The 23,001-nt window shown below is 61.6% G+C and carries 25 protein-coding genes and 1 pseudogene; 14 read left to right on the top strand and 12 right to left on the bottom strand.

The window, feature by feature from the left end; genetic code table 11:
• Window positions 1-65: 65 nt before the first annotated feature.
• Genes LDB29_RS13855 through queE form a run of 3 tightly spaced genes read left to right on the top strand, consistent with a single transcriptional unit; the run spans window position 66 to window position 1,856 of the window.
• Window positions 66-464 carry a hypothetical protein gene (locus tag LDB29_RS13855; protein ID WP_082166205.1) on the top strand — a complete coding sequence of 133 codons (399 nt, stop codon included), beginning with the start codon at window positions 66-68 and terminating at the stop codon, window positions 462-464.
• A 47-nt stretch (window positions 465-511) separates the two neighbouring features.
• Window positions 512-1,204 (top strand): 7-cyano-7-deazaguanine synthase QueC, encoded by a 693-nt coding sequence (gene queC, locus LDB29_RS13850; protein ID WP_025548540.1) that lies wholly within the window; start codon window positions 512-514, stop codon window positions 1,202-1,204.
• A gap of 4 nt (window positions 1,205-1,208) precedes the next feature.
• Window positions 1,209-1,856, top strand: a complete 648-nt coding sequence (gene queE, locus LDB29_RS13845) for a 7-carboxy-7-deazaguanine synthase (RefSeq protein ID WP_025548539.1) — start codon at window positions 1,209-1,211, stop codon at window positions 1,854-1,856.
• Between the two features lie 149 nt (window positions 1,857-2,005).
• On the opposite strand, the gene LDB29_RS13840 is transcribed toward queE, so the two are convergent.
• The 3 genes from LDB29_RS13840 to lipB all read right to left on the bottom strand — a co-directional run bounded on the left by LDB29_RS13840 (window position 2,006) and on the right by lipB (window position 3,875).
• Entirely contained in the window at window positions 2,006-2,725 is a 720-nt protein-coding gene (locus tag LDB29_RS13840; RefSeq protein WP_025548538.1) for a hypothetical protein, read from the bottom strand.
• A gap of 75 nt (window positions 2,726-2,800) precedes the next feature.
• Window positions 2,801-3,094, bottom strand: a complete 294-nt coding sequence (locus tag LDB29_RS13835; RefSeq protein ID WP_025548536.1) for a hypothetical protein — start codon at window positions 3,092-3,094, stop codon at window positions 2,801-2,803.
• Window positions 3,095-3,155: 61 nt separating this feature from the next.
• Window positions 3,156-3,875, bottom strand: coding sequence for a lipoyl(octanoyl) transferase LipB (gene lipB, locus LDB29_RS13830; protein WP_025548534.1), 720 nt, complete (start codon window positions 3,873-3,875; stop codon window positions 3,156-3,158).
• Window positions 3,876-3,960: 85 nt separating this feature from the next.
• On the opposite strand from lipB, the gene LDB29_RS13825 reads away from it, so the two are divergent.
• Window positions 3,961-4,749, top strand: a complete 789-nt coding sequence (locus tag LDB29_RS13825; RefSeq protein WP_025548532.1) for a hypothetical protein — start codon at window positions 3,961-3,963, stop codon at window positions 4,747-4,749.
• Here the strand turns inward: LDB29_RS13825 and LDB29_RS13820 are convergent.
• From LDB29_RS13820 to LDB29_RS13810, 3 genes are read right to left on the bottom strand one after another with little or no spacing between them, the layout of a single operon-like run.
• Window positions 4,731-5,330 (bottom strand): GNAT family N-acetyltransferase, encoded by a 600-nt coding sequence (locus LDB29_RS13820; RefSeq protein ID WP_025548531.1) that lies wholly within the window; start codon window positions 5,328-5,330, stop codon window positions 4,731-4,733. The two genes, LDB29_RS13825 and LDB29_RS13820, sit on opposite strands and share 19 nt — an antisense overlap.
• A gap of 2 nt (window positions 5,331-5,332) precedes the next feature.
• On the bottom strand, window positions 5,333-6,184 hold the full coding sequence (hemF, locus tag LDB29_RS13815; protein ID WP_025548529.1) for an oxygen-dependent coproporphyrinogen oxidase: 852 nt from the start codon (window positions 6,182-6,184) through the stop codon (window positions 5,333-5,335).
• Between the two features lie 14 nt (window positions 6,185-6,198).
• Window positions 6,199-6,669, bottom strand: coding sequence for a tRNA (cytidine(34)-2'-O)-methyltransferase (locus tag LDB29_RS13810; RefSeq protein ID WP_037482177.1), 471 nt, complete (start codon window positions 6,667-6,669; stop codon window positions 6,199-6,201).
• Between the two features lie 192 nt (window positions 6,670-6,861).
• Here LDB29_RS13810 and petA point away from each other — a divergent pair, with 192 nt between their 5' ends.
• The 4 genes from petA (at window position 6,862) to LDB29_RS13790 (ending at window position 10,242) form a co-directional block, all read left to right on the top strand.
• A complete protein-coding gene (petA, locus tag LDB29_RS13805) occupies window positions 6,862-7,443 on the top strand; it encodes a ubiquinol-cytochrome c reductase iron-sulfur subunit (protein WP_025548526.1) in 582 nt (193 codons plus the stop codon).
• A gap of 11 nt (window positions 7,444-7,454) precedes the next feature.
• Window positions 7,455-8,774, top strand: a complete 1,320-nt coding sequence (locus tag LDB29_RS13800) for a cytochrome b/b6 (protein ID WP_025548524.1) — start codon at window positions 7,455-7,457, stop codon at window positions 8,772-8,774.
• 14 nt (window positions 8,775-8,788) lie between these two features.
• Window positions 8,789-9,637 carry a cytochrome c1 gene (locus tag LDB29_RS13795; protein WP_044660303.1) on the top strand — a complete coding sequence of 283 codons (849 nt, stop codon included), beginning with the start codon at window positions 8,789-8,791 and terminating at the stop codon, window positions 9,635-9,637.
• Window positions 9,638-9,705: 68 nt separating this feature from the next.
• On the top strand, window positions 9,706-10,242 hold the full coding sequence (locus tag LDB29_RS13790; protein WP_025548522.1) for an adenine phosphoribosyltransferase: 537 nt from the start codon (window positions 9,706-9,708) through the stop codon (window positions 10,240-10,242).
• Window positions 10,243-10,376: 134 nt separating this feature from the next.
• On the opposite strand, the gene LDB29_RS13785 is transcribed toward LDB29_RS13790, so the two are convergent.
• A complete protein-coding gene (locus LDB29_RS13785) occupies window positions 10,377-10,979 on the bottom strand; it encodes a 5'-methylthioadenosine/S-adenosylhomocysteine nucleosidase (protein ID WP_025548521.1) in 603 nt (200 codons plus the stop codon).
• Between the two features lie 40 nt (window positions 10,980-11,019).
• Window positions 11,020-11,838: a class I mannose-6-phosphate isomerase gene (locus tag LDB29_RS13780; protein ID WP_025548519.1), complete on the bottom strand. Its 819-nt coding sequence runs from the start codon at window positions 11,836-11,838 to the stop codon at window positions 11,020-11,022.
• Window positions 11,839-12,191: 353 nt separating this feature from the next.
• On the opposite strand from LDB29_RS13780, the gene LDB29_RS13775 reads away from it, so the two are divergent.
• On the top strand, window positions 12,192-12,464 hold the full coding sequence (locus tag LDB29_RS13775; RefSeq protein WP_226870480.1) for a hypothetical protein: 273 nt from the start codon (window positions 12,192-12,194) through the stop codon (window positions 12,462-12,464).
• Here the strand turns inward: LDB29_RS13775 and LDB29_RS13770 are convergent.
• Window positions 12,457-13,362, bottom strand: a complete 906-nt coding sequence (locus tag LDB29_RS13770) for an ROK family protein (RefSeq protein ID WP_025550132.1) — start codon at window positions 13,360-13,362, stop codon at window positions 12,457-12,459. The two genes, LDB29_RS13775 and LDB29_RS13770, sit on opposite strands and share 8 nt — an antisense overlap.
• 240 nt (window positions 13,363-13,602) lie before the next feature.
• On the opposite strand from LDB29_RS13770, the gene LDB29_RS13765 reads away from it, so the two are divergent.
• On the top strand, window positions 13,603-15,933 hold the full coding sequence (locus LDB29_RS13765) for a GH92 family glycosyl hydrolase (RefSeq protein WP_257557035.1): 2,331 nt from the start codon (window positions 13,603-13,605) through the stop codon (window positions 15,931-15,933).
• A 463-nt stretch (window positions 15,934-16,396) separates the two neighbouring features.
• Here LDB29_RS13765 and LDB29_RS13760 read toward each other — a convergent pair whose 3' ends face one another.
• Window positions 16,397-17,200 carry a bifunctional 2-polyprenyl-6-hydroxyphenol methylase/3-demethylubiquinol 3-O-methyltransferase UbiG gene (locus tag LDB29_RS13760; RefSeq protein ID WP_257554438.1) on the bottom strand — a complete coding sequence of 268 codons (804 nt, stop codon included), beginning with the start codon at window positions 17,198-17,200 and terminating at the stop codon, window positions 16,397-16,399.
• Between the two features lie 949 nt (window positions 17,201-18,149).
• Between LDB29_RS13760 and LDB29_RS13755 the strand changes: the two genes are divergently transcribed.
• Entirely contained in the window at window positions 18,150-18,857 is a 708-nt protein-coding gene (locus tag LDB29_RS13755) for a CatB-related O-acetyltransferase (protein ID WP_257554437.1), read from the top strand.
• 109 nt (window positions 18,858-18,966) lie between these two features.
• On the opposite strand, the pseudogene LDB29_RS13750 reads toward LDB29_RS13755, so the two are convergent.
• Together LDB29_RS13750 and LDB29_RS13745 are read right to left on the bottom strand one after the other, a co-directional pair.
• Window positions 18,967-19,365: pseudogene (locus LDB29_RS13750) on the bottom strand (IS5 family transposase); the annotation flags it as partial.
• Window positions 19,314-19,700: a transposase gene (locus LDB29_RS13745; RefSeq protein ID WP_257557032.1), complete on the bottom strand. Its 387-nt coding sequence runs from the start codon at window positions 19,698-19,700 to the stop codon at window positions 19,314-19,316. The gene LDB29_RS13745 and the pseudogene LDB29_RS13750, both read right to left, overlap by 52 nt.
• 635 nt (window positions 19,701-20,335) lie before the next feature.
• Between LDB29_RS13745 and LDB29_RS13740 the strand changes: the two genes are divergently transcribed.
• The 3 genes from LDB29_RS13740 to LDB29_RS13730 are packed head-to-tail and all read left to right on the top strand — an operon-like array spanning window position 20,336 to window position 22,970.
• Window positions 20,336-21,517, top strand: a complete 1,182-nt coding sequence (locus LDB29_RS13740; protein WP_257554435.1) for a hypothetical protein — start codon at window positions 20,336-20,338, stop codon at window positions 21,515-21,517.
• On the top strand, window positions 21,514-22,317 hold the full coding sequence (locus tag LDB29_RS13735) for an ABC transporter permease (protein ID WP_257554433.1): 804 nt from the start codon (window positions 21,514-21,516) through the stop codon (window positions 22,315-22,317). The genes LDB29_RS13740 and LDB29_RS13735 overlap by 4 nt, the downstream gene beginning before the upstream one ends.
• Complete coding sequence (locus tag LDB29_RS13730; RefSeq protein WP_257554431.1) at window positions 22,314-22,970, top strand: ABC transporter ATP-binding protein; 657 nt, start codon at window positions 22,314-22,316, stop codon at window positions 22,968-22,970. Before LDB29_RS13735 ends, LDB29_RS13730 begins: the two co-directional genes overlap by 4 nt.
• Window positions 22,971-23,001: the final 31 nt, after the last annotated feature.

The raw sequence follows: 23,001 nt of genomic DNA, 5'->3' as shown, positions 1-23,001 counted from the left end.
ATCAAATTGCCGCAATTGACGCGCAAGGCTGATCTGGATCAGCAACGATCGACAGGGGGATCGGAATGGTGGCAAAGCGGCGCGCCCTTGGTGCGGCGGCGATGATGATGGCGGTTTCTGCCGTGCAGGCGGCGGCGCCCGCGTCACGCCTGCCCAAGGGACTGGAGACGGGTGAATGGGAATTGCGCGGGCGGGGCGAGGATGGCGCCGCGCGCAAGCTCTGCGTCTCCAGCCTCAGCCAGCTTCTGCAAAGCCGCCATGCGGGCCATGCCTGCAAGAGCTTCACCGTCAGCGATGTCGCCAACCGGCTGGTCGTCACCTATGAATGCGGCGCGGCGGGCAATGGGCGGACGGACCTGCGCGTCGAAACGTCCCGGCTGGTGCAGATCCAGTCGCAGGGCATTGCCGACGGCGCGCCCTTCGCCTTCGCGCTGGAGGGCCGCTGGCTCGGCGCCTGCCATTAGGCGCGACCGGCTTGCGCTGACGCGTCGGGAGGCGTAGCGCGGCGCTCATGGTTGCCCATAACGGAAAATTCGCCGTCGTCCTGCTGTCGGGCGGGCTCGACTCCATGGTGGCGGGCGGGCTGGCGCGCGAGGCCGGTTATCGCCTGTTCGCCCTGTCGATCGACTATAATCAGCGCCACCGGCTGGAATTGCAGGCGGCGGGTCGAGTCGCGTCGGCGCTGAACGCCATCTCGCATATCGTGCTGCCGCTGGACCTGACGGCCTTTGGCGGGTCTGCGCTCACCGCGGACATTGCCGTGCCCAAGGGCGGCGTCGGGACCGGCATTCCCGTCACCTATGTACCCGCGCGCAACACCATATTCCTGTCGCTGACCCTGGGCCTGGCCGAGGTGGCGGGCGCGAACGACGTGTTCATCGGCGTCAATGCGCTCGATTATTCGGGCTATCCCGATTGCCGGCCGGAGTTCATCGACGCCTTTCAGAAGATGGCCGCGCTCGCCACCAAGGCAGGGGTGGAGGGGAATCCGGTCCGGATCAATGCCCCGCTCCAGCATATGAGCAAGGCGGACATCGTGCGCGAAGCCTATCGGCTGGGGCTGGATACGGGGCTGAGCTGGTCCTGCTACGATCCGACGCCGGACGGCAGGCATTGCGGCCTCTGCGACAGTTGCCGCCTGCGGTCCAAGGGTTTCGTGGAGGCCGGCCTGCCCGATCCCACCGACTATGCGGTGAAGCCCTGACGCCATGAGCTACGCCGTCAAGGAAATGTTCCTGACCCTTCAGGGAGAGGGCGTCCATGCCGGCCGCCGGGCGGTCTTCCTGCGCTTTGCCGGTTGCAACCTCTGGACCGGGCGGGAGCAGGACAGGGCAAGCGCCGTCTGCCGCTTTTGCGACACCGATTTCGTCGGCACCGACGGCGATGGCGGGGGCAGGTTCGCGGATGCGGACGGTCTGGCCGAGGCCGCGCTCGCCTTTTGGGGCGAGGGGCGGGAGGGGCGCTATATCGTGCTGACCGGCGGGGAACCGATGCTCCAGGTGGACGATGCTCTGGTCGATGCGCTCCATGCGCGCGGCTTTGCCATTGCGATCGAGAGCAACGGCACCTTGCCCGCGCATCCGGGGCTGGACTGGGTCTGCATCAGCCCCAAGGCGGGCAGCGAGGTGGTCCAGCGCAGCGGCAATGAGCTGAAGCTGGTCTGGCCGCAGCCGGGGCGGGGGCACAGCCTGGCGGATGTCGAGGATATGGAGCGCTGGGCCTTCGATCATTGGCTGGTGCAGCCGCTGGACGATCCGAAGGCAGCGGAAAACGCGCGGGCGGCGGTGGATCTGGTGATGGGGCGGCCCCGCTGGCGGCTCAGCCTTCAGTCGCACAAATATCTGGGATTGCGCTGAGGGCCGTGGCCTGCCTCAGGGGAAGCTTCCATCCTGGAGCGATGAAAACCACTCTGGCCGCTGAAACCTGTCGCTGACGTCGCGCCAGCCCGCCCCCCTTGCCCCCTCCCGTTTGCGGGAGGAGGAATGTCGTGATTGGCGCCGTTGCCTTAAGGCTGGACGCCGATCTTCTGGTTCCATGCGAGCTGGCACGCAGGCAGCATCTTGCCCTTCTTCCAGCATTTGGGGTCGAAGGACGGCAGGGTCAGCGAATAGCTGCGTCCCGGATCGCCGTAAAATTGCTCGCCCGCCAGGACCAGCGACTTCTTGATCGACCCCAGTCCGTTGCGCGCCACCTCGTTCAGCGTGCCCCGCTGGGCAAAGATCGCCTGCCGTCCGACCAGCGCCGCCGCCTGGCAGAAGCCGCGTTGCGCCTGCACCGTCGAATAGCCGGAATAGATGCGCGTGCCATATTGGTCCGATGCCATCTGGCCGGGCTTGCCCTTGCCGACCGTCCGCTGGAAATAGCCGAGCAGCGTCGTCTGCGCGGCGTCCAGTTCGGCGTCGTGATGGGCGATCATGGCGTTGTAATTGCTGATCGACAGCAGGGTCGGCTCAAACTGGCATTGCAGGGCCGCGACGTTCAACGCCGCGCGCAGGTTCCACACCAGCCCGGCCTTGACCTCCGCCGCGGTCGCGCCCGGCAGGCCCAGCGCGGTCGTGGCTTCGGCGTCGGTCAGGGGCGGGGTCGAGAAATCGGGCGGCGACCAGAAGAATTGCGCGGCGGCCGGCTGCGCCATCAGCGTCGCCGCCGTCATGGCCAGCCCCAGCACGACCCGGCGTCCAAGGGATCGGTGTCCAATGGAACGGCCCACATAACGCAATGTCATTGAAATCCCTCTTTGTAACGAGCGCTGCGAACTATCTCCCGCCCGTCTGTATCATGCCTGAACGCGGACGCCAGCCTATTGATCCGACAGCACTTCGGTATCGGCCGCGGGCTTGCCCTCGCTCTCATTCTTCGCCGCCGCCGCCGGAGCGGCCGCATTGTCGCTGCGGTTGGCGGGAAGCGCGACGGCCACGCCCTCGCTCTGCACCCCGTCCAGATCGGTCATGGCGTCGGTGGCGGTGCCGTCGACCACTTCCAGATTGTTCATCGGGACGGCGGTGCCGCTTTCCTTCTTGCTGCCGCATCCGGCCAGCGCCATGCAGCCGGCCGAAACCAATATTGCCATTGTCGTCTTGACGTCAGGACGCATCCGGGTCTCCTAAAGCGTTGCAGCATGCCCGGCAGCCCCCCACCTGGCGAAAGCCGCGACCCTAGCGGCCCGTCCCGCATTGCTCAACCCCCGCTCCATCTGCCGCCGGACACCGGCGCAGGCGGCCGAGAAAGGCCGGGAAATGCCGGGCAAGCGCCGAGTCCAGCTCGGTCATCGATGCCTTCACGCCCAGCGCGGCCATGCTCGTCACAGGATATTCGGCCAGGCCGCACGGCACGATGCCTCCGAAATGGGACAGGTCGGGATCGACATTGATCGAAAAGCCATGAAGCGTGATCCAGCGCCGCACCCGGATGCCGAGGGCGCCGATCTTCGCCTCCCGCCCCTGGGCATCGTCGGTCCAGATGCCGATCCGTCCCTTCGCGCGCCGGGCCGCTATGCCGAAATCGGCCAGCGCATCGATCATCCATCCCTCCAGGTGATGGACGAAATTGCGCACGTCCTTGCCCCGATTCCGCAGGTCGATGTTGAGATAGCCGATGCGCTGGCCCGGCCCATGATAGGTATAGCGTCCGCCCCGCCCCGCATCGTGCACCGGAAAGCGCGGGTCGAGCAGTTCGGCCGGATCGGCGCTGGTTCCGGCCGTGTAAAGCGGCGGATGTTCGAGCAGCCAGACCCGCTCTGCGGCCTGCCCCTCGAAGATCGCGGCGGCCCGGCCCTCCATCTCGGCCAGCGCCCGGGGGTAGTCGACGGGCGCGCTTTCCACGCGCCATTCCACGCTGGGGGCGTCAGGGGCTTGGGCTGGGGATGGCGAGGACATGGCGCTTCCTTGACTTGGGCAGAGCGAGCGATCAAGTCTCCTCCGCGATTTTCAGAGCATCGGGTAGAGAACAGGGCGTAGAGATATGGCGACAATGTCCATCGGCAAGGCGTGGGAGGAGGCGGTCGCCTTCGTCGCGCGCGAAAGCAGCCTGCTGTTTCCCGTCGCCCTGCTGTTCGTCGCCCTGCCGGGCCTCATCCTTCAGGAGATGACGCCGCCGGAACTCGCCAAATGGAACCTGTCGGAAACCACCATGCCGCAGGTGCCGGGCAGCTTCTGGCTGGCGATGATGCTGGCGATGATCATCATCGGGTTCGGATCGCTGACCCTGTTGGCGCTCGCCCTGCGCCCGGGCATCAGCGTGGGAGAGGCGCTGCGGCTGAGCTTTGCGCGGCTTCCGGTGCTGCTGGGCGTGGCGCTGGTGGTCGCCGGTTTCCTGGCCGGCGCGGTGATCGCCGCCACCCTGGCGGTGACGGTCCTGTCGCTCATCGCCAAGCCTCTGGGCGCGACGCTGGCGCTGCTGCTCGGCGTGGGAGTGGTGGCCGTCACCATCTTCGCGAGCGTGCGGCTGCTGTTGCTCAATCCCGTGGTGATCGACGGGACGGCCGGCGTCATGGCGTCGCTGCGCCATGGCTGGGCGCTGACCAGGGGGCATTTCTGGCGGTTGTTCGGCTTCATCGTGGCGCTGACCCTGTTGTCCGCCATTGTCGGCGGCGCGGCGCAGGCGGTGTTCGGCCTGATCGGGACGTTGATCGGCGGTCCGACGGGCGGCCGGCTGATCGGCGGCGTGGCTGCCGCTGTCGTGTCGACGGTGGTGCAGGTCTATATGCTGGTGATGCTGGCGCGGCTCTATCGTCAGGCGGAGGGCAGCTGACCCAGCACCGGCACATGCGGCGCGGCGTCGGGCGACAAAAGCCCCGCAAGTCGCGGATCGGCGAAGATTTCCACTTCACGCCTGTAGGGCACGAAGCCCGCCTTGCGGTAAAATCCCAGCGCCGCGGGGCTGTCGAGCGTGCAGCTGTGCACCCAGAAGCGCGTGACCTCCTTGCGCCAGGCCAGCGCCTTGGCCTGCGCCATCAGCCATCGGCCCAGACCCTTGCCGGTCAATTCCGGGATCAGTCCGAAAAAGGCCAGCTCGCAGTCGGGCAATGAACGGAAGTCGAGTTCCAGCAGCCCCACCTCCACGCCCCGGGGATCGGTGACGGCATAGACCTCGACCGCGGGATCGTGAATGATCGCGCTCAGCGTGGCGTCGTCCATCACCAGGCGGGAGAACCAGAGCCACGGCTCACCCACGCGCCGGAACAGCGCGCGATAGGCCTCTGGCGTCGGCGCCTTCCATGGCACCAGCCGCAACGGGGCGGGCGGGATGGGGGCGGGTTTCGGCCGCTCCCGCATTTCCAGATGGGTGACGATCGTCGCGATCCGGTCGTCGGGAACGGGCGTCAGGCCCATGCTCAGCTCCAGCTCGCCATCGGCGGCAGGCTCATCAGGATCGCGTCGACATTGCCCCCGGTCTTCAGCCCGAACAGCGTGCCGCGGTCATGCACCAGGTTGAATTCGGCGTAGCGGCCGCGCCATTCGAGCATGCGGGCATGATCCTCCCGCGACCAGCTTTCCCCCATGCGCCGCCGGACAATGGGCGGGAAGGCCTTGAGGAACGCCTCGCCCACGTCCCGCGTGAAGGCGAAATTCGCGTCGAAATCGCCCTCCAGATGGTCGTAGAATATTCCGCCGACGCCGCGATGGACGCCGCGATGCGGAATGAAGAAATAATCGTCTGCCCATGACTTGAAACGGGGATAATAGTCCGGGTCATGGGCGTCGCAGGCGGCCTTCAGCACATCATGGAAATGCGCCGTGTCCTCCTCGCGCGGCAGGGGAGGGTTGAGATCCGCGCCGCCGCCGAACCAGCTTTTGGACGTCCTCAGATAGCGCGTGTTCATATGCACGGCGGGCACATGGGGATTGGCCATGTGCGCGACCAGGCTGATGCCGGTGGCGAAGAAGCTCGGGTCTTCGCTCGCGCCGTGGATGGTCCTGGCGAACTCCGGAGAGAAGGCGCCGCCCACGGTCGAGACGTTGACGCCGACCTTCTCGAACACCTTGCCCTTCATGACGCCGCGCACGCCGCCGCCGCCTTCGCCGGGCGCTATACCAGGCGCCTCCCGATTCCAGGCGATATAGTCGAAGCGGGCGTCGGACCCGGCCTCCCGCTCGATCGCTTCGAATTCGGCGCAGATGCGGTCCCTCAGCGATTCGAACCAGTCGCGGGCGGCTTGCTGTTGCGGGTCGAGCGCCAACGTCATTTTCGGTAACTCTGTCATTGCGGGAAACTTCCGGTCTGGCGAAGGGCCTCTGCTATCGCGATGCCCGTGGAAACGGCGATGTTCAAGGACCGAAAGCCCGGCGCCATCGGAATGCGCACGCGCACATCGGCCAGATCGCGCACGCTGTCGGGGACGCCGGCGCTTTCCGATCCCATCAGCAGAACGTCGTCGGCGCGGAATTCCACCTCCGGCAGGCGTTGCGAAGCATGGCTGCTCATCAGCATCAGCCGCCTCCCTTCGGCCCGGCGCCGGGCGTCGAACGCCTCGAAATTTGCATGCTGGGTGATGTCGGCGGCCGCCCCATAGTCCATCGCGGCGCGTTTCAGCTTCGCGTCGGAAAAGGCGAAACCCATCGGCATGATGATGTCCACGGGCACGGAAAAGCAGGCGGCAAGGCGCAGGATCGCGCCGACATTGCCGGCGATTTCGGGTTGATAGAGGGCGATACGCATGCGCCGCGCCATAGAACAGCGCGGTTAATTCTCCTAGCCTGTCTAAAAGGCTTGGCAAATGGCGCATCCTACGGTTATCAGGCCTGCAAACCGCGCCAGGGGGAAAGGCGCGCCCTTCTGCTTGGGCGCCGCGGCTCTCCCGATAACATAGCCATAATGGGCAATGCGGCGGGGTCAGGGACGTTCTTGCAAGGGTTGAGGTGCATGGCGATCGTTGAACATTTGGAGAGTGAGGGGGCGTCCGTCTCCGATGGAGGCGGCAGCGACGGTGTTCGCCGTCGCGATTTCATCAACATCGCCGCGGTGAGCTTCGCCGGGGTCGGTGCGGTCGCGGTGGTCATACCGCTGGTCGATCAGATGAACCCCAGCGCCGACGTGCTGGCGCTCGCCTCGACGGAGGTCGACCTGTCCTCCATCCAGCCGGGCCAGGCGATCAAGACGACGTTCCGGTCGCAGCCGCTGTTCGTCCGGCACCTGACCGACAAGGAAATCGCGGAAGCCGACAAGGTCGATCCGTCCAGCCTGCGCGATCCGCAGACGCTGGAGGAACGCACCGTCGACGGCAAGAAGCAGTGGCTGGTCACCATGGGCGTCTGCACCCATCTGGGCTGCGTGCCGCTGGGCGCGGGCGAGGGTGAGAACAGGGGCGAATATGGCGGCTATTTCTGCCCCTGCCACGGTTCGTCCTACGACACCGCCGCCCGCATTCGTAAGGGCCCCGCGCCCAAGAACCTGGAAGTGCCGAAGTTCAGCTTCACTTCCGACACCGCCATTCTCGTGGGTTGAGGGGGACTGTCATGAGCTTTCCATGGGCTGAACATTATACTCCCAAGCATCCCGCGATGCAGTGGATCGACGAGAAGCTGCCCTTGCCGCGCCTCGTCTACAATGCCGTGGGCGCCGGTTATCCGGTGCCGCGCAACCTCAACTATTTCTGGAACTTCGGCGTATTGGCCGGTCTCGCGCTGGTGATCCAGATCGTCACCGGCGTGATCATGGCGATGCATTACGGCGCCAACACGCTGGTCGCCTTCGGCACCGTCGAACAGACGATGCGCGACGTGAACGCCGGCTGGCTGATGCGCTATGCCCATGCCAACGGCGCCAGCTTCTTTTTCATCGTGGTCTATCTGCACATCTTCCGCGGTCTTTTCTTCGGTTCCTACAAGGCGCCGCGCGAAATGGTGTGGCTGCTGGGCCTCGTCATCTTCCTCCTCATGATGGCGACCGCCTTCATGGGCTATGTGCTTCCCTGGGGGCAGATGTCCTACTGGGGCGCGAAGGTGATCACCGGTCTGTTCGGCGCGATCCCCGTGGTGGGCGAGCCGATCCAGACCTGGCTGCTGGGCGGTTTCGCCCCCGGCAACGCGTCGCTCAACCGCTTCTTCTCGCTGCACTTCCTGCTGCCCTTCGTGATCGCCGCCGTGGTGATCCTGCACATCTGGGCGCTGCATATTCCGGGTTCCTCCAACCCGACCGGCGTGGAAGTGAAGGGGCCGCAGGACACCGTGCCCTTCCACCCCTATTACACCGCGAAGGACGGTTTCGGGGCGGGCGTGTTCCTGATCCTGTTCGCGGTCCTGCTGTTCTATGCGCCCAACTATCTGGGCCATCCGGACAATTATATCGAGGCGAACCCGCTTTCGACGCCGGCGCATATCGTGCCTGAATGGTATTTCTGGCCTTTCTACGCGATCCTGCGCGCCTTCACCGTGGACTTCTTCTTCGTCCCGGCGAAGCTGCTGGGCGTGCTGGCGATGTTCGCGTCGATCCTGCTGCTCTTCTTCCTGCCCTGGCTGGACACCTCCCCGGTGCGGTCGGGCAATTATCGCCCGACCTTCAGGAAGTTCTTCTGGATCCTGATCGTCGACGTGCTGATCCTGGGCTATTGCGGCGGCGCGCCGGCGGCGGAACCCTATGTGATGATCTCCCAGGTCGCGGCGGCTTATTATTTCGCCCACTTCCTGATCATCCTGCCGCTGATCTCGCGCTTCGAAAAGCCGCTGCCGTTGCCGAACTCGATCACCGAGGCGGTGCTTGGCCGCCATGCGCTCGAGGGTGAGCGCGAGGCGCTTCCCGGCATGGGCAGCGATCCGCAGCCGTCGCACGCCGGTTAAGGGGGACAAGACTAATGATACGCATCGGCGCATTTCTCGTCGGCCTCTTTTTCGCGGGCTGGCTGCTGGTTTCCTTCCTGGTGGGCGCGGTGGCCTATGTCACCGAGCCGCCGGCGGTCACGGTGGAGCATGAATTCCACCGCGATCCCAAGCATGTCGCCTTCTCGTTCGACGGCCCCTTCGGCAAGTACGACCAGGCGCAGCTCCAGCGCGGTTTCCAGGTGTTCAAGGAAGTCTGCTCGGCCTGCCACAGCCTGAAGTTCGTCGCCTTCCGCGACCTCAAGGGCATTGGCTATAACGAGGCGGAGATCAAGGCGATCGCCAAGCAGTGGGCGATCAAGACCCCCGACGTCGATCCCAAGACGGGCGAGATGTCGACCCGCGATCCCATCCCGGCGGATTATTTCCCCAAGCCCTTCGCGAACAACGTTGCGGCGGCGGCGGCGAACAACAATGCGATCCCGCCCGATCTCTCGCTGATGACCAAGGCCCGCCATCACGGCAGCGCCTATGTCTATTCGCTGCTGACGGGCTTCCAGGCGCAGCCGGCCGAACTGCTGAAGGAATTTCCGGACGCGAAGACGCCGGAGGGGCTGCACTACAACCCCTATTTCGCGAACCTGAACCTCGCCATGGCGCCGCCGCTGACGGCGGACGGACAGGTCACCTATGGAGACGGCACCAAGGCGACCGTCGACCAGATGGCGCAGGACGTCGCGGCCTTCCTGACCTGGACGGCCGAACCCAAGCTGGAAAACCGCCGTCGCGCGGGTCTGGCGACGATCTTCTTCCTGCTGATCGCGACGGGCCTGGCTTATATGGCCTACCAGAATATCTGGGCGGACAAGAAAAAGGCCGCCTGAACGGGGTCTGGAACAGAACATCGGAGGGGGCGCGGGAAACCGGGCCCCCTTTTCTTATGAGGGCGAAGATGAGCGCAGACAGCCTGGCGGCCCTGGTCCGCACGATTCCCGATTTCCCCAAGCCCGGCATCCAGTTCCGGGACATCACCACATTGCTGGCGGACGCAGCCGGTCTCACTGAACTGGTCGAGCGGATGGCGGCGGTGGCGCGGCCGCTCGACCCGGCCTTCATCGTCGGCATCGAGGCGCGCGGTTTCATCCTTGGGGCGGCGCTGGCCCATGCGCTGGGGGTGGGTTTCGTGCCCGTGCGCAAGAAGGGCAAGCTGCCCGGCAAGACCGTCGGCATCGATTATGTGCTGGAATATGGCACCGACCGGCTGGAATTGCATGAAGGGCAAATCCCGGACGGGGCGCGGGTGGTGCTGGTCGATGATCTGATCGCGACCGGCGGAACCGCGCTTGCGGCGGCGCAACTTGTCCGGGAGCAGGGCGCAACCGTGCTGATGGCGCTGTTCGCGATCGATCTTCCCGATCTGGGCGGCATGGCTGCGCTGGAAGCGGACGGCGTCGCGTCGGCGGCGATCATCGCCTTTGAGGGGCATTGAGGCGGTTCTGGTCAGGCGCCTCAGATAAAGGGGGAGAAAGGCCCCAGGGGCCAATCCAGGACATTCCCCCTTCCGCCAGCGGGAGGGGAAATGGCAGCAGTCGGCCCATTGCGCCTTAAGAAGACCGCATCTCCTCAGCGCCCAAGCGCTCCCTCCAGCATATCGACCGCCTGTGCCAGACGCTCGTCCAGCAGCGCCAGCAACTGGGTCCATCCCAGCATGTCCGCCAATTCGCCCGGGCCGTCGGAAATGCCCCGCAGGCCCATTACCGGCACGCCAAAGCGCTGGCAGGCGCGGACGACCGCGAAGCTCTCCATGTCGACCATGTCCGCGTCGATCGTGGCATATTCGTCCCCGCCGACGATGTTCGCCCCCGTGGACAGCCGGGCGGTGCGAAGTTCCAGCGGCATGTGCAGCGCTATTTCGGCCGGGTGGTCGGAAAAGGGGGTCACGCCCTTCGGAAAACCGAGGCGGGAGGCGTCCATGTCCCGCCAGGAAACGCTGGCGACCTGATAGACCTCGCCCAGGGTGCAGATGCGCGATCCCGCCGATCCCAGCGAGATGACGAGGTCGGGCAGCGCGCCTTCCAGATCCAGCCGCTGGAGCGCAAGGCCGGTGTTGAGAGCGGCTTCCACCGGGCCCACGCCGGTCATCAGCGGGTCGAACCGGGCCCTGAGGTGAGGACCATATTCATCCTCCACCGCCATCACGAACAGGACGCGCTTGTCCGCGATCATTTCTCCCCGTGGCATGCAGTCCCCCCGATTCGCCGATGTTTCAAGGCAGGCGGGCGAGCAGCGCGCTCATCCCGTCATGGATGGTCAGGCCGGCGGTCCCTTCGATCAGCCAGCATTCGCCCTGCCGCCACGGCTCGCCGTCGATCGTGCCGGCGCCGGCCAGCGGAATGAACCAGGCCATTTCTCCTTCGATCCGCTGCCCGGTGCCGGCTTCACCCTGCACCATGTCCAGGATGAAGGGCGCATCGCAGCCCGCCACCAGTCTTTCTTGCGCTGTCATCGGGACGACCCGGTCGGGCAGGGCATAGGGCGTCGCCACGCTGACGGCCATCGCCTCTTCCAAATGCAGTTCGCGTGGCCGGCCATAATCGTAAAGGCGGTAGGTCACGTCGTTATTCTGCTGCACTTCCACCAGCGTCACGCCGCCGCCTATGGCGTGCACCGTGCCGGCGGGAATATAGTAGAAGCTGCCCGCCCGCACCGGCTTCCAGTCCATCAGCGCCTCGATGCTGCCGTCGAGGGCTGCTGTGCGCAACGCCTCTGCCGTCAGGTCGCGGGTCAGGCCGATTCCCAGCCGCGCATCGGGTTCCGCATCCAATATGTACCAGCATTCCGACTTGCCGCCCGCCAGCCCGCGTTCCCGCGCCTGCGCATCATTGGGGTGGACCTGAACCGACAGCTTTTCGCTGGTGAAGATATATTTGACCAGCAGCGGCAAAGGCCGCCCTTCTTCCTGCTCCGGCGGCGAGAACCAGACTTCGCCGACGCGACGGCCATCCGAAGGCGCGATGGCGGCAGGAATATCGATGCGGCCCCAGGGCTTTTCGACGCTATGGGCGAGCAGGCGGATCGTGGTCATGCGGTTCCTTATGAACGGTCGCTCCCGTCAGGCAAGGGCCTCCATCCGGAAAGGACGCACTATCGGGCTAGAGCCAATCGACATTCAGCCCTGACGGCCTGCAAATGACGCTTTTCCGTGCTTCCGGTGCTCACCTATTTTGAGTAGGCTGCGCTCCGGGTCACGGAAAACCATCATTTTCGGCTCGTCATCTTCTGAATGTCGATTGGCTCTAGCGGTCAACGGAAGTGCGGGACATCCCACCCGCGTCCGCCTTGCTGTCGAGATCGGAAACGGTCCGTATCGATCTTCCCGTCTGGAAGTTCGTTTATTGGTTTCTATATGAAACCGATCAGATCAGTGAGGATCAGGACATGAACCGGCCGATGAGAAGCGGCGCCGGCGGCGCACGCCCTGAAGGCCAGCGCCGCAGGGGCCATATGGATGATGCGATCGGCGTCCTTGGCCGGCGGATGGGGGGCGGGGTGGTTCCCCTGATCCTTCCCGTTCTGGCGACGATGGCCTTCCTGATGTTCTTCACGACGGTCTATCGGTGGGTCGACGATCTGCTGGTCGCCAGCGTGATCGCCATGGTCGCGCCGATGATGGTCCTGCCGCTGCTCCTCCGGCAGAAGGGCGTCAACTGACGCCCTCCGCGCTCAGCGCATCCATGGCCAAGGCCACGGCACCCAAAGGACCGGCCTGATCGCCAAGCAGCGGCGTCATGACGATCCGGCCGATGCTGGAATCGTCGACATGCGGCAAATAGCCCCCAAGCTGGACGACGACGTTTCGACGGACCTTCGCCAGCAGACCGGTCCGCCCCATGCCCACGCCCCCGCCGATCAGCACCTGTCGCGCCGCGGTGCCCAGCAGGATGGTGGAGACGAGATGGGCGATGTCGCTGGCGACATCGTCCCATCGGGGGTCGGCGGGATCGATCTCATGGCCCGGCATGCCGAAGCGGTGGGCGAGCGCGGGCCCGGACACCAGACCCTCGATGCAATCGCCGTGAAAGGGGCAACGGCCCGCAAAGCCGTCGCCGGGAGCGCGCGGAACACGGATATGGCCGATTTCCGGATGCATGGCGCCATGGACGGTGCGGCCGTTGAACGCGAACCCTGCGCCCACGCCGGTCCCGATCGTGATGTAGCACAGGCTGTCGGAGGGCGCGTCCCCCAGCGCGCCCGCGCCCCAGCGCAGCTCCGCCAGAGCGGCTCCGTTGACGTCGGTGTCGATCATCGCGGGGCAATCGAAGGGCGCGGTCAGGGTGCCGAATATGTCCGCACCCGCCCAGCCGGGCTTGGGCGTGGGCAGCATGACGCCGAAGTCCGGGGCGCGGCGGTCGAGCCGAAGCGGGCCGAAGCTGCCGATTCCGATGGCGGCGATGGGCGCCTCCGCATGCCAGCGTTTCAGCACCGCGACGGCGCTGGAGAGCGTCTCCCGCGGCGTCGTGGTCGCTATCGTCTCCCGGTCGACAATCGTCCCGCCGCGCGCGCGGAGCACCAGGACCTTGGTCCCGCCCAGTTCGATTCCGGCCAGCATCGGTTCAGCATCCATCATCGCCGTCCAATCATATTGCCCCAGGCCCTGCAAGTTCGGAGCGCACCGTCATGCGTGGCCCAATTCAACATTTGTACAATGGGATGGCGGCTTTTCCATTGCCGACCGCTATTAGGGCGGGAAGAACAGGGCAGGGCGCGACGAACGCAACCCGATGATTTGGAGGCAATGGATCATGATCCGGCAAAACCCGTGCTTCAACCCCGTGCCGGTTGCCGCCCGATGAGGGCGCCGCTGCTCATCTGCGCGCTGCTGCTGACGGCTTCGGCCTGGCCCATCGCTGCGCAGACGCCTGCCGATCCGCTGGGCTTCGTCGATCCGCTGATCGGCACCGGCCCGGAAGGCCACACTTTCCCTGGAGCCTCCGCGCCTTTCGGCATGGTCCAGCTTTCGCCCGATACCGATACGACCTGCCAGGTGCGCGACTGCTATGCCCATGCGGCGGGCTACAGCTATCATGATCCGACGATCCAGGGATTCAGCCACACCCATTTCTCCGGCGCGGGCCATTCCGATCTGGGCGACATATTGGTGATGCCGCAGACGGGCGCCGTCCGGCTCGATCCGGGCGATCCGAAACAGGCGGGCTCCGGCTATCGCCAGCGCTTCTCACACGACAGCGAGACGGCCAGGCCCGGCTATTATGCGGTGACGCTGGCCGATAGCGGCATCCGGGCGGAGCTGACAGCGGGCGAGCGGGTGGGCATCCACCGCTATGCCTTTCCGGCGGGGCGGGAGGCGCATCTGCTGATCGACCTGCGCTCCTCTCTTTACGATTATCCGGGCAAGATCCTCTGGTCCGGTCTGCACCTCCACCCGGACGGCACGCTGACGGGCTTTCGCGAGACGCGGGGATGGGCGGCGGGCCGCAAGCTGTTCTTTGCCATGCGTTTTTCCGCACCCCTGAAGGACCATGCCTTCATCGACCGGGACCAGGCGGTTCCCTATAAAGGCTTCCAGGCGCCGGGGCGGGGCAGCGACGCGCTGGCCGAGAAGCTGGGCAAGGCGCTGGAGGCAAGGCTCGACTTCGGCAGGCTCGATGGCCCGTTGGAGGTCCAGGTCGCGCTTTCAGGGGTGGATGAGGGCGGGGCCATCGCCAATCTCGATGCGGAAGGCGCCGGTTTCGACACCGTCCGGAGGAGGACCGAGGACGCATGGCGGCAGGCGCTCGGGCGGCTGGAGATGGATGCGCCGGAGCCGATGCTCACGAATCTCTACACCGCGCTCTACCATACGCTGCTGGCGCCCAGCATCTGGAGCGACGTCGACGGCCGCTATCGGGGGCCGGACGATCAGGTTCATGCGGCGAAGGATTTCACCTTTCGCTCGACCTTCTCGCTCTGGGATACCTTCCGCGCTGAACATCCCCTGCTGACGCTGGTCCAGCCGGAAAGGACGACCTCCGACGTCGTCAACTCGCTGATCGCCAGCCGGGAACACAGCCCGCACGGCATATTGCCGGTCTGGCAGTTCGCCGGGCGGGAGACATGGACGATGATCGGCTATCATGCGGTGCCGGTGATCGCGGACGCCTATCTGAAGGGCTTCAGGGGATTTGACCCGGACAAGGCGCTGGCCGCCATGGTCGCCAGCGCGGACTACGCGCCCTATGGCGGGCTGGGCGACTATATGAAGCTGGGCTATGTGCCCATCGACCGGGAACCGGAGGCGGCGTCGAAGACGGTCGAATATGCCTATGACGACTGGGCGATCGGCCGCATGGCGCAGGCCATGGGGCGCGGCGATGTGGCGAAGCGCTTCCTCGCCCGGTCGTCCAGTTGGCGCAACGGCTTCGACGTCAGGAGCGGCTGGCTGCGGGCGCGCAAGGCCGATGGCAGCTTCCGCACGCCGTTCGATCCGGCCGCGATCAACTATGTTTCGGATTATACGGAGGGCAATGCCTGGCAATATAGCTGGTTCGTGCCGCAAGATCAGGCGGGGCTGTTCCGCTTGCTGGGCGGCGACGCCCGGGCGATCGCGAAGCTCGACGCCATGTTCGACTATGATGTGTCGAAGCTCGACTACAGCCATGCGGAGGATATTGCCGGGCTGATCGGGCAATATATCCATGGCAACGAACCCAGCCATCATGTCGCCTATCTCTATGCTTATGCGGGCGCGCCCTGGCGGACTCAGGCGCGGCTGAAGCAGATCGTCGAGAGCCAATACAAGCCGACACCCGACGGACTGTCGGGCAATGACGATCTGGGGCAGATGTCGGCCTGGCTGCTGTTCACGGCGCTGGGCTTCTATCCCGTGACGCCGGGATCGAACCAATATGTCGTCGGTCGCCCCTTCGTCCGCCGCGCGGTACTGACGCTTCCCAACGGCAGGCGCTTCACGGTGGAGGCGGAAAATCTGTCCGCCGCCAATGTTTATGTGGGTGCGGTCGAACTAAACGGACGGCCGCTGCGGCGAAGCTGGATCGCGGACGGGGAGATCCGCGAGGGCGGGACGTTGCGCTTCACCATGCAGGCAAAGCCGAACCGGGAATGGGGAAGAGGAGCGGGAACCTGGCCCTATTCGCTTTCTACCGCGCCGGCTGAGCGGTGATGGGCGTGGCAAGGATTGAACTTATGATGCCTGCGATGTCAAGGCGATGGGCGTCGGCAACTTTTCCGCTTGAAATCAATCCAATAGCGATTCGGTCTGGCGTGCCTGCCCAGAATTTGCCCAATTCGCCCACAGTTGAATTTCCTCCAGATTTGGCAGCATATTGGATGATTGCTTTAAAGTCTCAGATAGTCGATGTTGGTATCTGTTTCTGGCCTGGCCGATAGATAGAAAATGCTTGCACGGATCAAGCCATTTTCTTTCTCATATTATCCCAAGCTGCTGGGTTGTGGGCGGTCATCTGGGTCGCATCATAAGCGGCGAGGGTCTACGCTTCCTCGGGCCGCGCCGGACAGTGTCGACGGAGGGCTGACAAAACCGTGCCGGCAGGGACCTCGGCGAGTTCCTTCAACCGAGCCTAGGCGGATCAGCGAACCGTTCTTCAGCGCCCTGCTAGATTTGCTTAGCTTGGTTTTTTTGCGATGCAGGTCAGGAAGTCGAGAGCGTGGTCGAACCATATTCCGACGGTTTCGAGGCCTAGATTCCTACACAATGTCCGGGCAGATACCTCGGTGAAAAACGTGTAATGCACATTCACGAGATAATCCCTACGCAGCATAGGAGCCTGAAAGAATAGCGATCCACCCGGATTCATCCGCTCGACCAGAGTGTCTAGTATGTCGCGCATGTTCGGGAGATGCTCCAGCACGTGCATCGACGCGACCGCGTCGAAGCCGTCCTTTATGTCGAGATAATTATCGCTGGGTACGATCCTGCTCCTTTCTGGCATTGCAGCATGTACCTTGCGCAGGACGTTCAAGCTGAGTTCGACCGCATAGACTTTCTCGAACCTTTTGGCGGCTGCGCCGGAAAGTATGCCTCTCCCCGCGCCAAAGTCCAGGAACACGCTCCTTGACTGCTCTGGATAAGCGGAAAGCAGAAAGTCGATGAACCCGCAGGCGTCGATCGCATCAGGAACCGTGGCGAGATATGCGTTATCGACGGCATAGAATTCCTCCGATGAATCGGACTGCCACGACAGGAAGTCTGCCCCTTTATGGATTGCCCGTAAATGCGTGGCATTGAGGATGGCGAGGCAATTAAGGCAAATCCATAGATCGTAGATGGTCCCGTGCTGATCGGTACGCTGTTCGAACGGCGCGAGCGAATATCTCTCTCGGCAAGCGGTACAGGCGAAGTCACCGCTGCCTCTGGCTTCACGGAGGGAAAGAGACTGTAGGTCTGCAATTGCTTTCTGGCGAACCACGTCCCCTCCACCAGCCATAGCCTTTTTGTAAAAGCGTCTAGCGGTGGGAAATATCTGAGGAAATTTTAAAAATGACTTAGACATTTTCATAGTATTCCGATAAGATAAATAAAAATACTTACAAATAATTTAATATTATTGCGTATTAAAATAAATATGTAAAATACGATATCCATATTAAATTAGCATATAAAATTAATGAGATAGATTTATAATAATATTACGAAAAGTAAAAGCTAAATAAGTATTTCACATGTTAATTGTTTGTTAAATATTAATTCAATTTGCGAAACGCCGCGCAGAACATCGTCTTTGAAGCTGGGGTGAAGCGTCTTCTCACGGCCGCCGCGCCCAACCCTGCTCAAAAATCGACCTTCCGCAATGCCATTCCACAATTTCTACTCGAACGATGATTGGCGACATGTCTTTCGTCCATTGCAATATGGCTTGATAGTGGCGCATCAAAGCTTTCAATCTTAGCGATAAGAAGCGAATTCGTAGCAGAATACGGTTGGCGGTCTTTTATGTCATGCTAAACCGTACTGGAGTTCCTTTCCTGCAACGCGCTGACGCGCCATGTCGAGCAAACGCATGAGGCAGAACAGGATATGGTCGGCGTTCGCATGTTGTGCCAGCGGAAGGCTTACCCGGTGGCTGTAGTTGGCGCAAACGAACCTGTGGCATGGTGCGGCGAGAGCTTATGACGGGTGCTTTCCGTTTCACAGGCGATGCATTCAGAGCGGAGGCCGTCAAGGCAGACCGACATGATGTGGTCAGGCAAGCATCGTTATCGGAGAACCGCCGGGAAAAATCGCGGACCAGGAACTTAGGCTCTGCGGAAGGGTTTCTTGCTCACCGGCGTTGTATGTCATGAATACCCTACATGCGCAAAGGTGGAGTTAATTAACGATTTTGGAGTAGCATTTTGGGTTTTTGCTCATTGAGAGACTTGATTTCTATCGGATGTCAGGCCGAACTTAGTAATTTTTCTCCGCCATGTGAGTTTGAGCCGCCTGTAAAAATTAATGGTTTATTGCAGGATACTTCAATTCGTTCTTTCACGTATATTCAAAATGGATCCTCTATTATAGATACAGATATTGGTAGATTTTGCTCAATTGCGATGAACGTTTCTACAGGAGCCGGTGAACATCCTGTCGATTGGTTGTCGAGCCATCCCTTCGTTAATGACCCTCATGATGTGGCTGCTGGATTGTCAAATTGCTATCCTGACTATCGAGCATGGCTCAAGGGGGTGCCTAGTAGAGTTACTGATCGAGGCGGTGATCGCGTTACAATAGGAAATGATGTATGGATCGGGGAGGGGGCTTTTGTTCGGCGTGGAGTGACGATAGGAACTGGAGCTATAGTTGCTGCCCACGCTGTCGTGACTAAAGATGTAGCGCCATTTTCAATTGTAGGCGGAAATCCGGCTAAGCATATCCGATATCGAATTTCAGAAACCTTGATCGATGAGGTTCTCAAATCTCAATGGTGGGAATTCGATCTTCGGCCGATCATTGAAGGTATGGATTTCTCAGACGTGCGTGCATCGGTCGCGAAAATACAGGAAGCGAGCGTGCACGGACTAATTGAGCGTTTTATCCCGCCACGCTATCTTATCGATCATGACGGGGCTAAGTTAGTATCACGCTAGTTCCGCTAGTGAAGGGAGCTGCGGTTATGGCGTGCGTGGAAGATGGTGGGGCGGAGGTAATCTTGGCAATCTCCGGGTTTCATTACGGCATCGAAATGAGTTTCTGGTGCTAGGCGGCGTGGACAAATTTGAGCCAGTATCTGGCTGTGGCGAGATGGACCATTCCGAGAAAGCTGTTGGCCAGTTGATCGTATCGGGTTGCGATCGCCCGGTTGATCTTGAGTTGCCCGAACATGCGTTCGATGCGGTTGCGCTGCTTGTAGAGCGCCCGGTCATGCTCGATTTTCACGCGCCGGTTTGACCGACCCGGAATGACAGCCTCGATATTCCGTTTGACAAGGTCAGCACGGATTGCGTCGGCGTCGTAGCCCTTGTCGGCGAGCAAGGCGTCAGGTGCGCGCTCGGGTAGGTCGATCAGGGCATCATAGGCCTTGCAGTCTGCCGCTTCGCCGACCGTCAGATGGAAGGCGAGCGGTCGCCCGAGGGCATCAGCCAGGCAGTGAAGCTTACTGGTGAACCTGCCCCGCGAGCGCCCAAGAGCGCGTCGAGGAGTCCCCCTTTTCCGCCCGCAGCCGAGACATGGGCGCGAACTGTGGTGCTATCGATGCTGTAGTGGCCGGTGTCCGCCATGATTTCGGCGAGCGTCACAGCCGCAGTCTCCCAGGCCCCGGCCTCGCTCCATCGCCGGAACCGTGGATAAATGGTGTTCCAACTGCCGTATTTAGGCGGGACGTCGCGCCCCGGAGCACCGCGCCGAAGCCGCCAGAGGATGCCGTTGATGATCGCGCGGTTCGGCTCAGGGGGCCTGCCTCGACCACGGTTCTCGGCCTCGATTGGCAGCAAGTCCTTTAGGATGCGCCATTCCGCCTCGGTAAGATCGCCCCTGCTCAAGCCTACCTCCAAAAAGCAGCCTTGAATCAACCGTTCTGTTCGGGGTCAACCGTAACTCGTCTGGCTGTTGGGGGCAGATGCAGTTACGATCCACCGCGATATGACCACGACAGCGAACAACGACGACGATCATTGTGACTGCGAGGTGCATGGGTATCAGCCGATCACATTCGTCTGCGCTCATATTGTGGGTCGAACATCACCGGACACAGCCGGATTTGTTTCCTTTCCGTCAGAAGATGAAAATGACCTCAGGGATGCATGGTGTGAGGCTTGCGACGCCTATCTGCAAAGCAATGGCGGCGAGTGGATCGAAGACACTGTGGAGGTGCCTGATGGCATCACGATCATATGTGCCAAGTGTTATCGCCAGCGCGAAGCGGATGCCCCGCTTAGCGGGACGAAGGACGATCCGGCACGGCTGAATTTGTCCACGCCGCCTAGCTTTTCGCGCCAAGCTCCTAGATTCGGGGAAATTGCCTCGTCGCTGCGCGTAATTAGCCGGAATTTGTGCGTTGCAAATGGCAGGGCCAAGGGGCATGAGGGCGGCTTGATGCTGATTGAGACGTGCCTTTTCCGGAGATCCGATGTTACATAATACAGGCCAGTTTGGTGATGGTCAGGAGCACGTCGCAAATGTTTCGGAGGTGCCGAAATCTTGGCCTCGTGCGGCGTTGAAGAGGGTGCGCGGGTTGAGCCCGCTGTTTGTATGTACAGTGCTGATGCCTATGGTTATGGCCGTGCTGTATTTCGGTTTCCTGGCGTCCGACGTTTATGTCTCAGAATCCCGGTTCGTCGTGCGATCTCCCGACAAACCAGCCTCATCCGGCATAGGGATATTGCTCAAAAGTGCAGGTTTTACCAACGCTGGAGACGAAGTATATGCTGCGAAGGATTACGTTGTCTCGCGTGACGCACTTTCGGCGCTGAACCGGAGTGATGCCTTTCGCAAAGCCAGTTCCCAGAACTCGATCTTTTATTTTGATCGTTTCGGGACCCTGTTTTCTGGATCCACGTTCGAGGATCTTTACAAATATTTCCAGAGTAGGGTCCACGTCGACCATGTTGCGAGTTCCAGTATCACAACGTTGACGGTCCGGGCATATACGGCGCGTGACGCGCAGCGATTTAACGAACAGCTGTTGGAAATGGCCGAAGCGACCGTCAACCGGCTCAATGAACGCGGTCGCAAGGATCTCATCCGTTTTGCTGAAACGGAGGTTGAGGACGCAAAGCGAGCCGCCCGCATGGCGGCACTGGCGCTTTCAGCTTATCGGAACCAGGAAGGCGTGGTAGATCCTGAAAAGCAGGCTGCCGTCCAGCTTCAGATGATCTCCAAATTGCAGGACGAACTGATCGCCGCACGTACTCAGTTGGTAGCGCTGCGCCAGTTTACGCCGCGCAATCCTCAGATCGAGGTGCTCCAATCTCGGATCAGGGAACTTGGCCGAGAAGTGGACATGCAATTGGGGAAGGTGGCGGGCGATCGCCGATCCTTAGCCGCCACAGCAGCGCAGTATCAGCGGCTTGCGCTGGAAAGCCAATTCGCGGATAAGCAGTTGGCGGCGTCAATGGCGTCGCTTGAAGATGCGCGGAACGAGGCGCGGCGCAAGCAGGCCTATGTGGAACGGATAGTCGAGCCAAACCTGCCTGACGACGCGCTGGAGCCGCGGCGTCTGCGCGGGTTGATTTCGACGTTGCTGTTCAGCCTGATCGTCTGGGGCGTACTTCAGATGCTGTTCGCTGCCATACGCGAGCACAAGCAGTGAGCGCACGAGCTAGGGCCGACGGTTCGTTTCTGCAATCGCTGAGCATCCAGAGCAGGGTGGTCGGCGCGTTGCTGATGCGGGAAATCATCACGCGCTATGGACGTCATAATATCGGCTTCTTGTGGCTGTTTGTTGAGCCGATGATGTTCACATTGGCGGTCACATTGTTGTGGAGCGGCCTCGGCCTCAATCACACCAGCACGCTACCCATCACGGCGTTCGCCGTCACGGGATATTCGAGCATTCTGTTATGGCGTAACATGCCCGGGCGTTTGATCGCCTCAGTAACTCCTAATTTGGCGCTTATGTATCACCGAAATGTCAAGGTGGTCGACGTTTTCGCGGCGCGCCTCATCCTCGAATTCGTTGGAGCCACTATCTCTTTCATCGTCTTAGCCATCGGCTTCGCGGCTTATGGCTGGATGGATTTGCCGGAAGATCTGCTGAAGGTGATGGGAGGGTGGCTGTTGATCGCATGGTTTGGGGCAGGACTTGCGCTTGTGCTGGGCTCGCTGTCCGAGGATTATGAACTCGTTGAGAAGCTCTGGCATCCCGCCGCCTATATGATTATGCCGCTTTCGGGCGCAGGCTTTGTTGTTAGTTCACTGCCTCAGGCAATGCAGGAGGTTGTTCTATATATCCCCGTCATACACGCCACCGAATATCTTCGGGAGGGATATTTCGGATCGCTGATGGACGCCCGATATGACCTTGGCTATGTCATCGGGTGTAATCTCGTGCTCACTCTGCTGGGTATCGCGCGCATGACGAAGGTGAGCAGGGAAGTCCAACCCGAATGATTCGGCTTGTAGATCTAAACAAAAGCTATCGGACATCGCAGGGCCTTTCGCCGGTTTTGCGTGATGTTAATCTCACCATTGGAAGGGGAGAGAAGGTCGGGATATTAGGCCGTAACGGCGCCGGGAAATCGACGATGATCCGGATTCTGAGTGGTGCAGAAAATCCGACTTCCGGGCACATCGAAAGGAAAATGTCGGTGTCGTGGCCACTTGCCTTTGGCGGAGCGTTTCAAACGTCTCTAACCGGGCTCGATAACCTGCGCTTCGTCTGCCGAATTTATAATGTTGATGCTCAGGAAAAAATTGAATTTATCGAGCAATTTTCTGAGCTTGGAAGATATTTTCGTGAACCGCTGCGTGTATATTCATCGGGAATGAGGGCGCGGCTTGCCTTTGCTTTGTCTATGGTCATAGAATTTGACTGTTTTCTCATCGATGAGGTCATTGCGGTTGGCGATGCACGCTTCCACGAAAAATGTCATTATGAGTTGTTCGAGAAGCGGGCGGAGCGTGCTCTCGTAATTGTATCTCACGATGCGGGTTACATCCGCGAACATTGCTCGAAAATATGCGTGCTTTCGGAAGGGCAGTTGTCTGTGTTTGACGATGTTCAGGAAGCCTATGATTTCTACCACAGGTCTATCCATCTCTAAGGCAGGTGTAACGTCAGACGGTTGTACCCTA

It is taken from the genome of Sphingobium sp. CFD-2, from assembly GCF_024611135.1.
GTDB classification, from domain to species: domain Bacteria; phylum Pseudomonadota; class Alphaproteobacteria; order Sphingomonadales; family Sphingomonadaceae; genus Sphingobium; species Sphingobium fuliginis.
The sequence above is the reverse complement of the archived record's forward strand: the minus strand, read 5'-3'. Positions and strand labels throughout refer to the sequence as shown.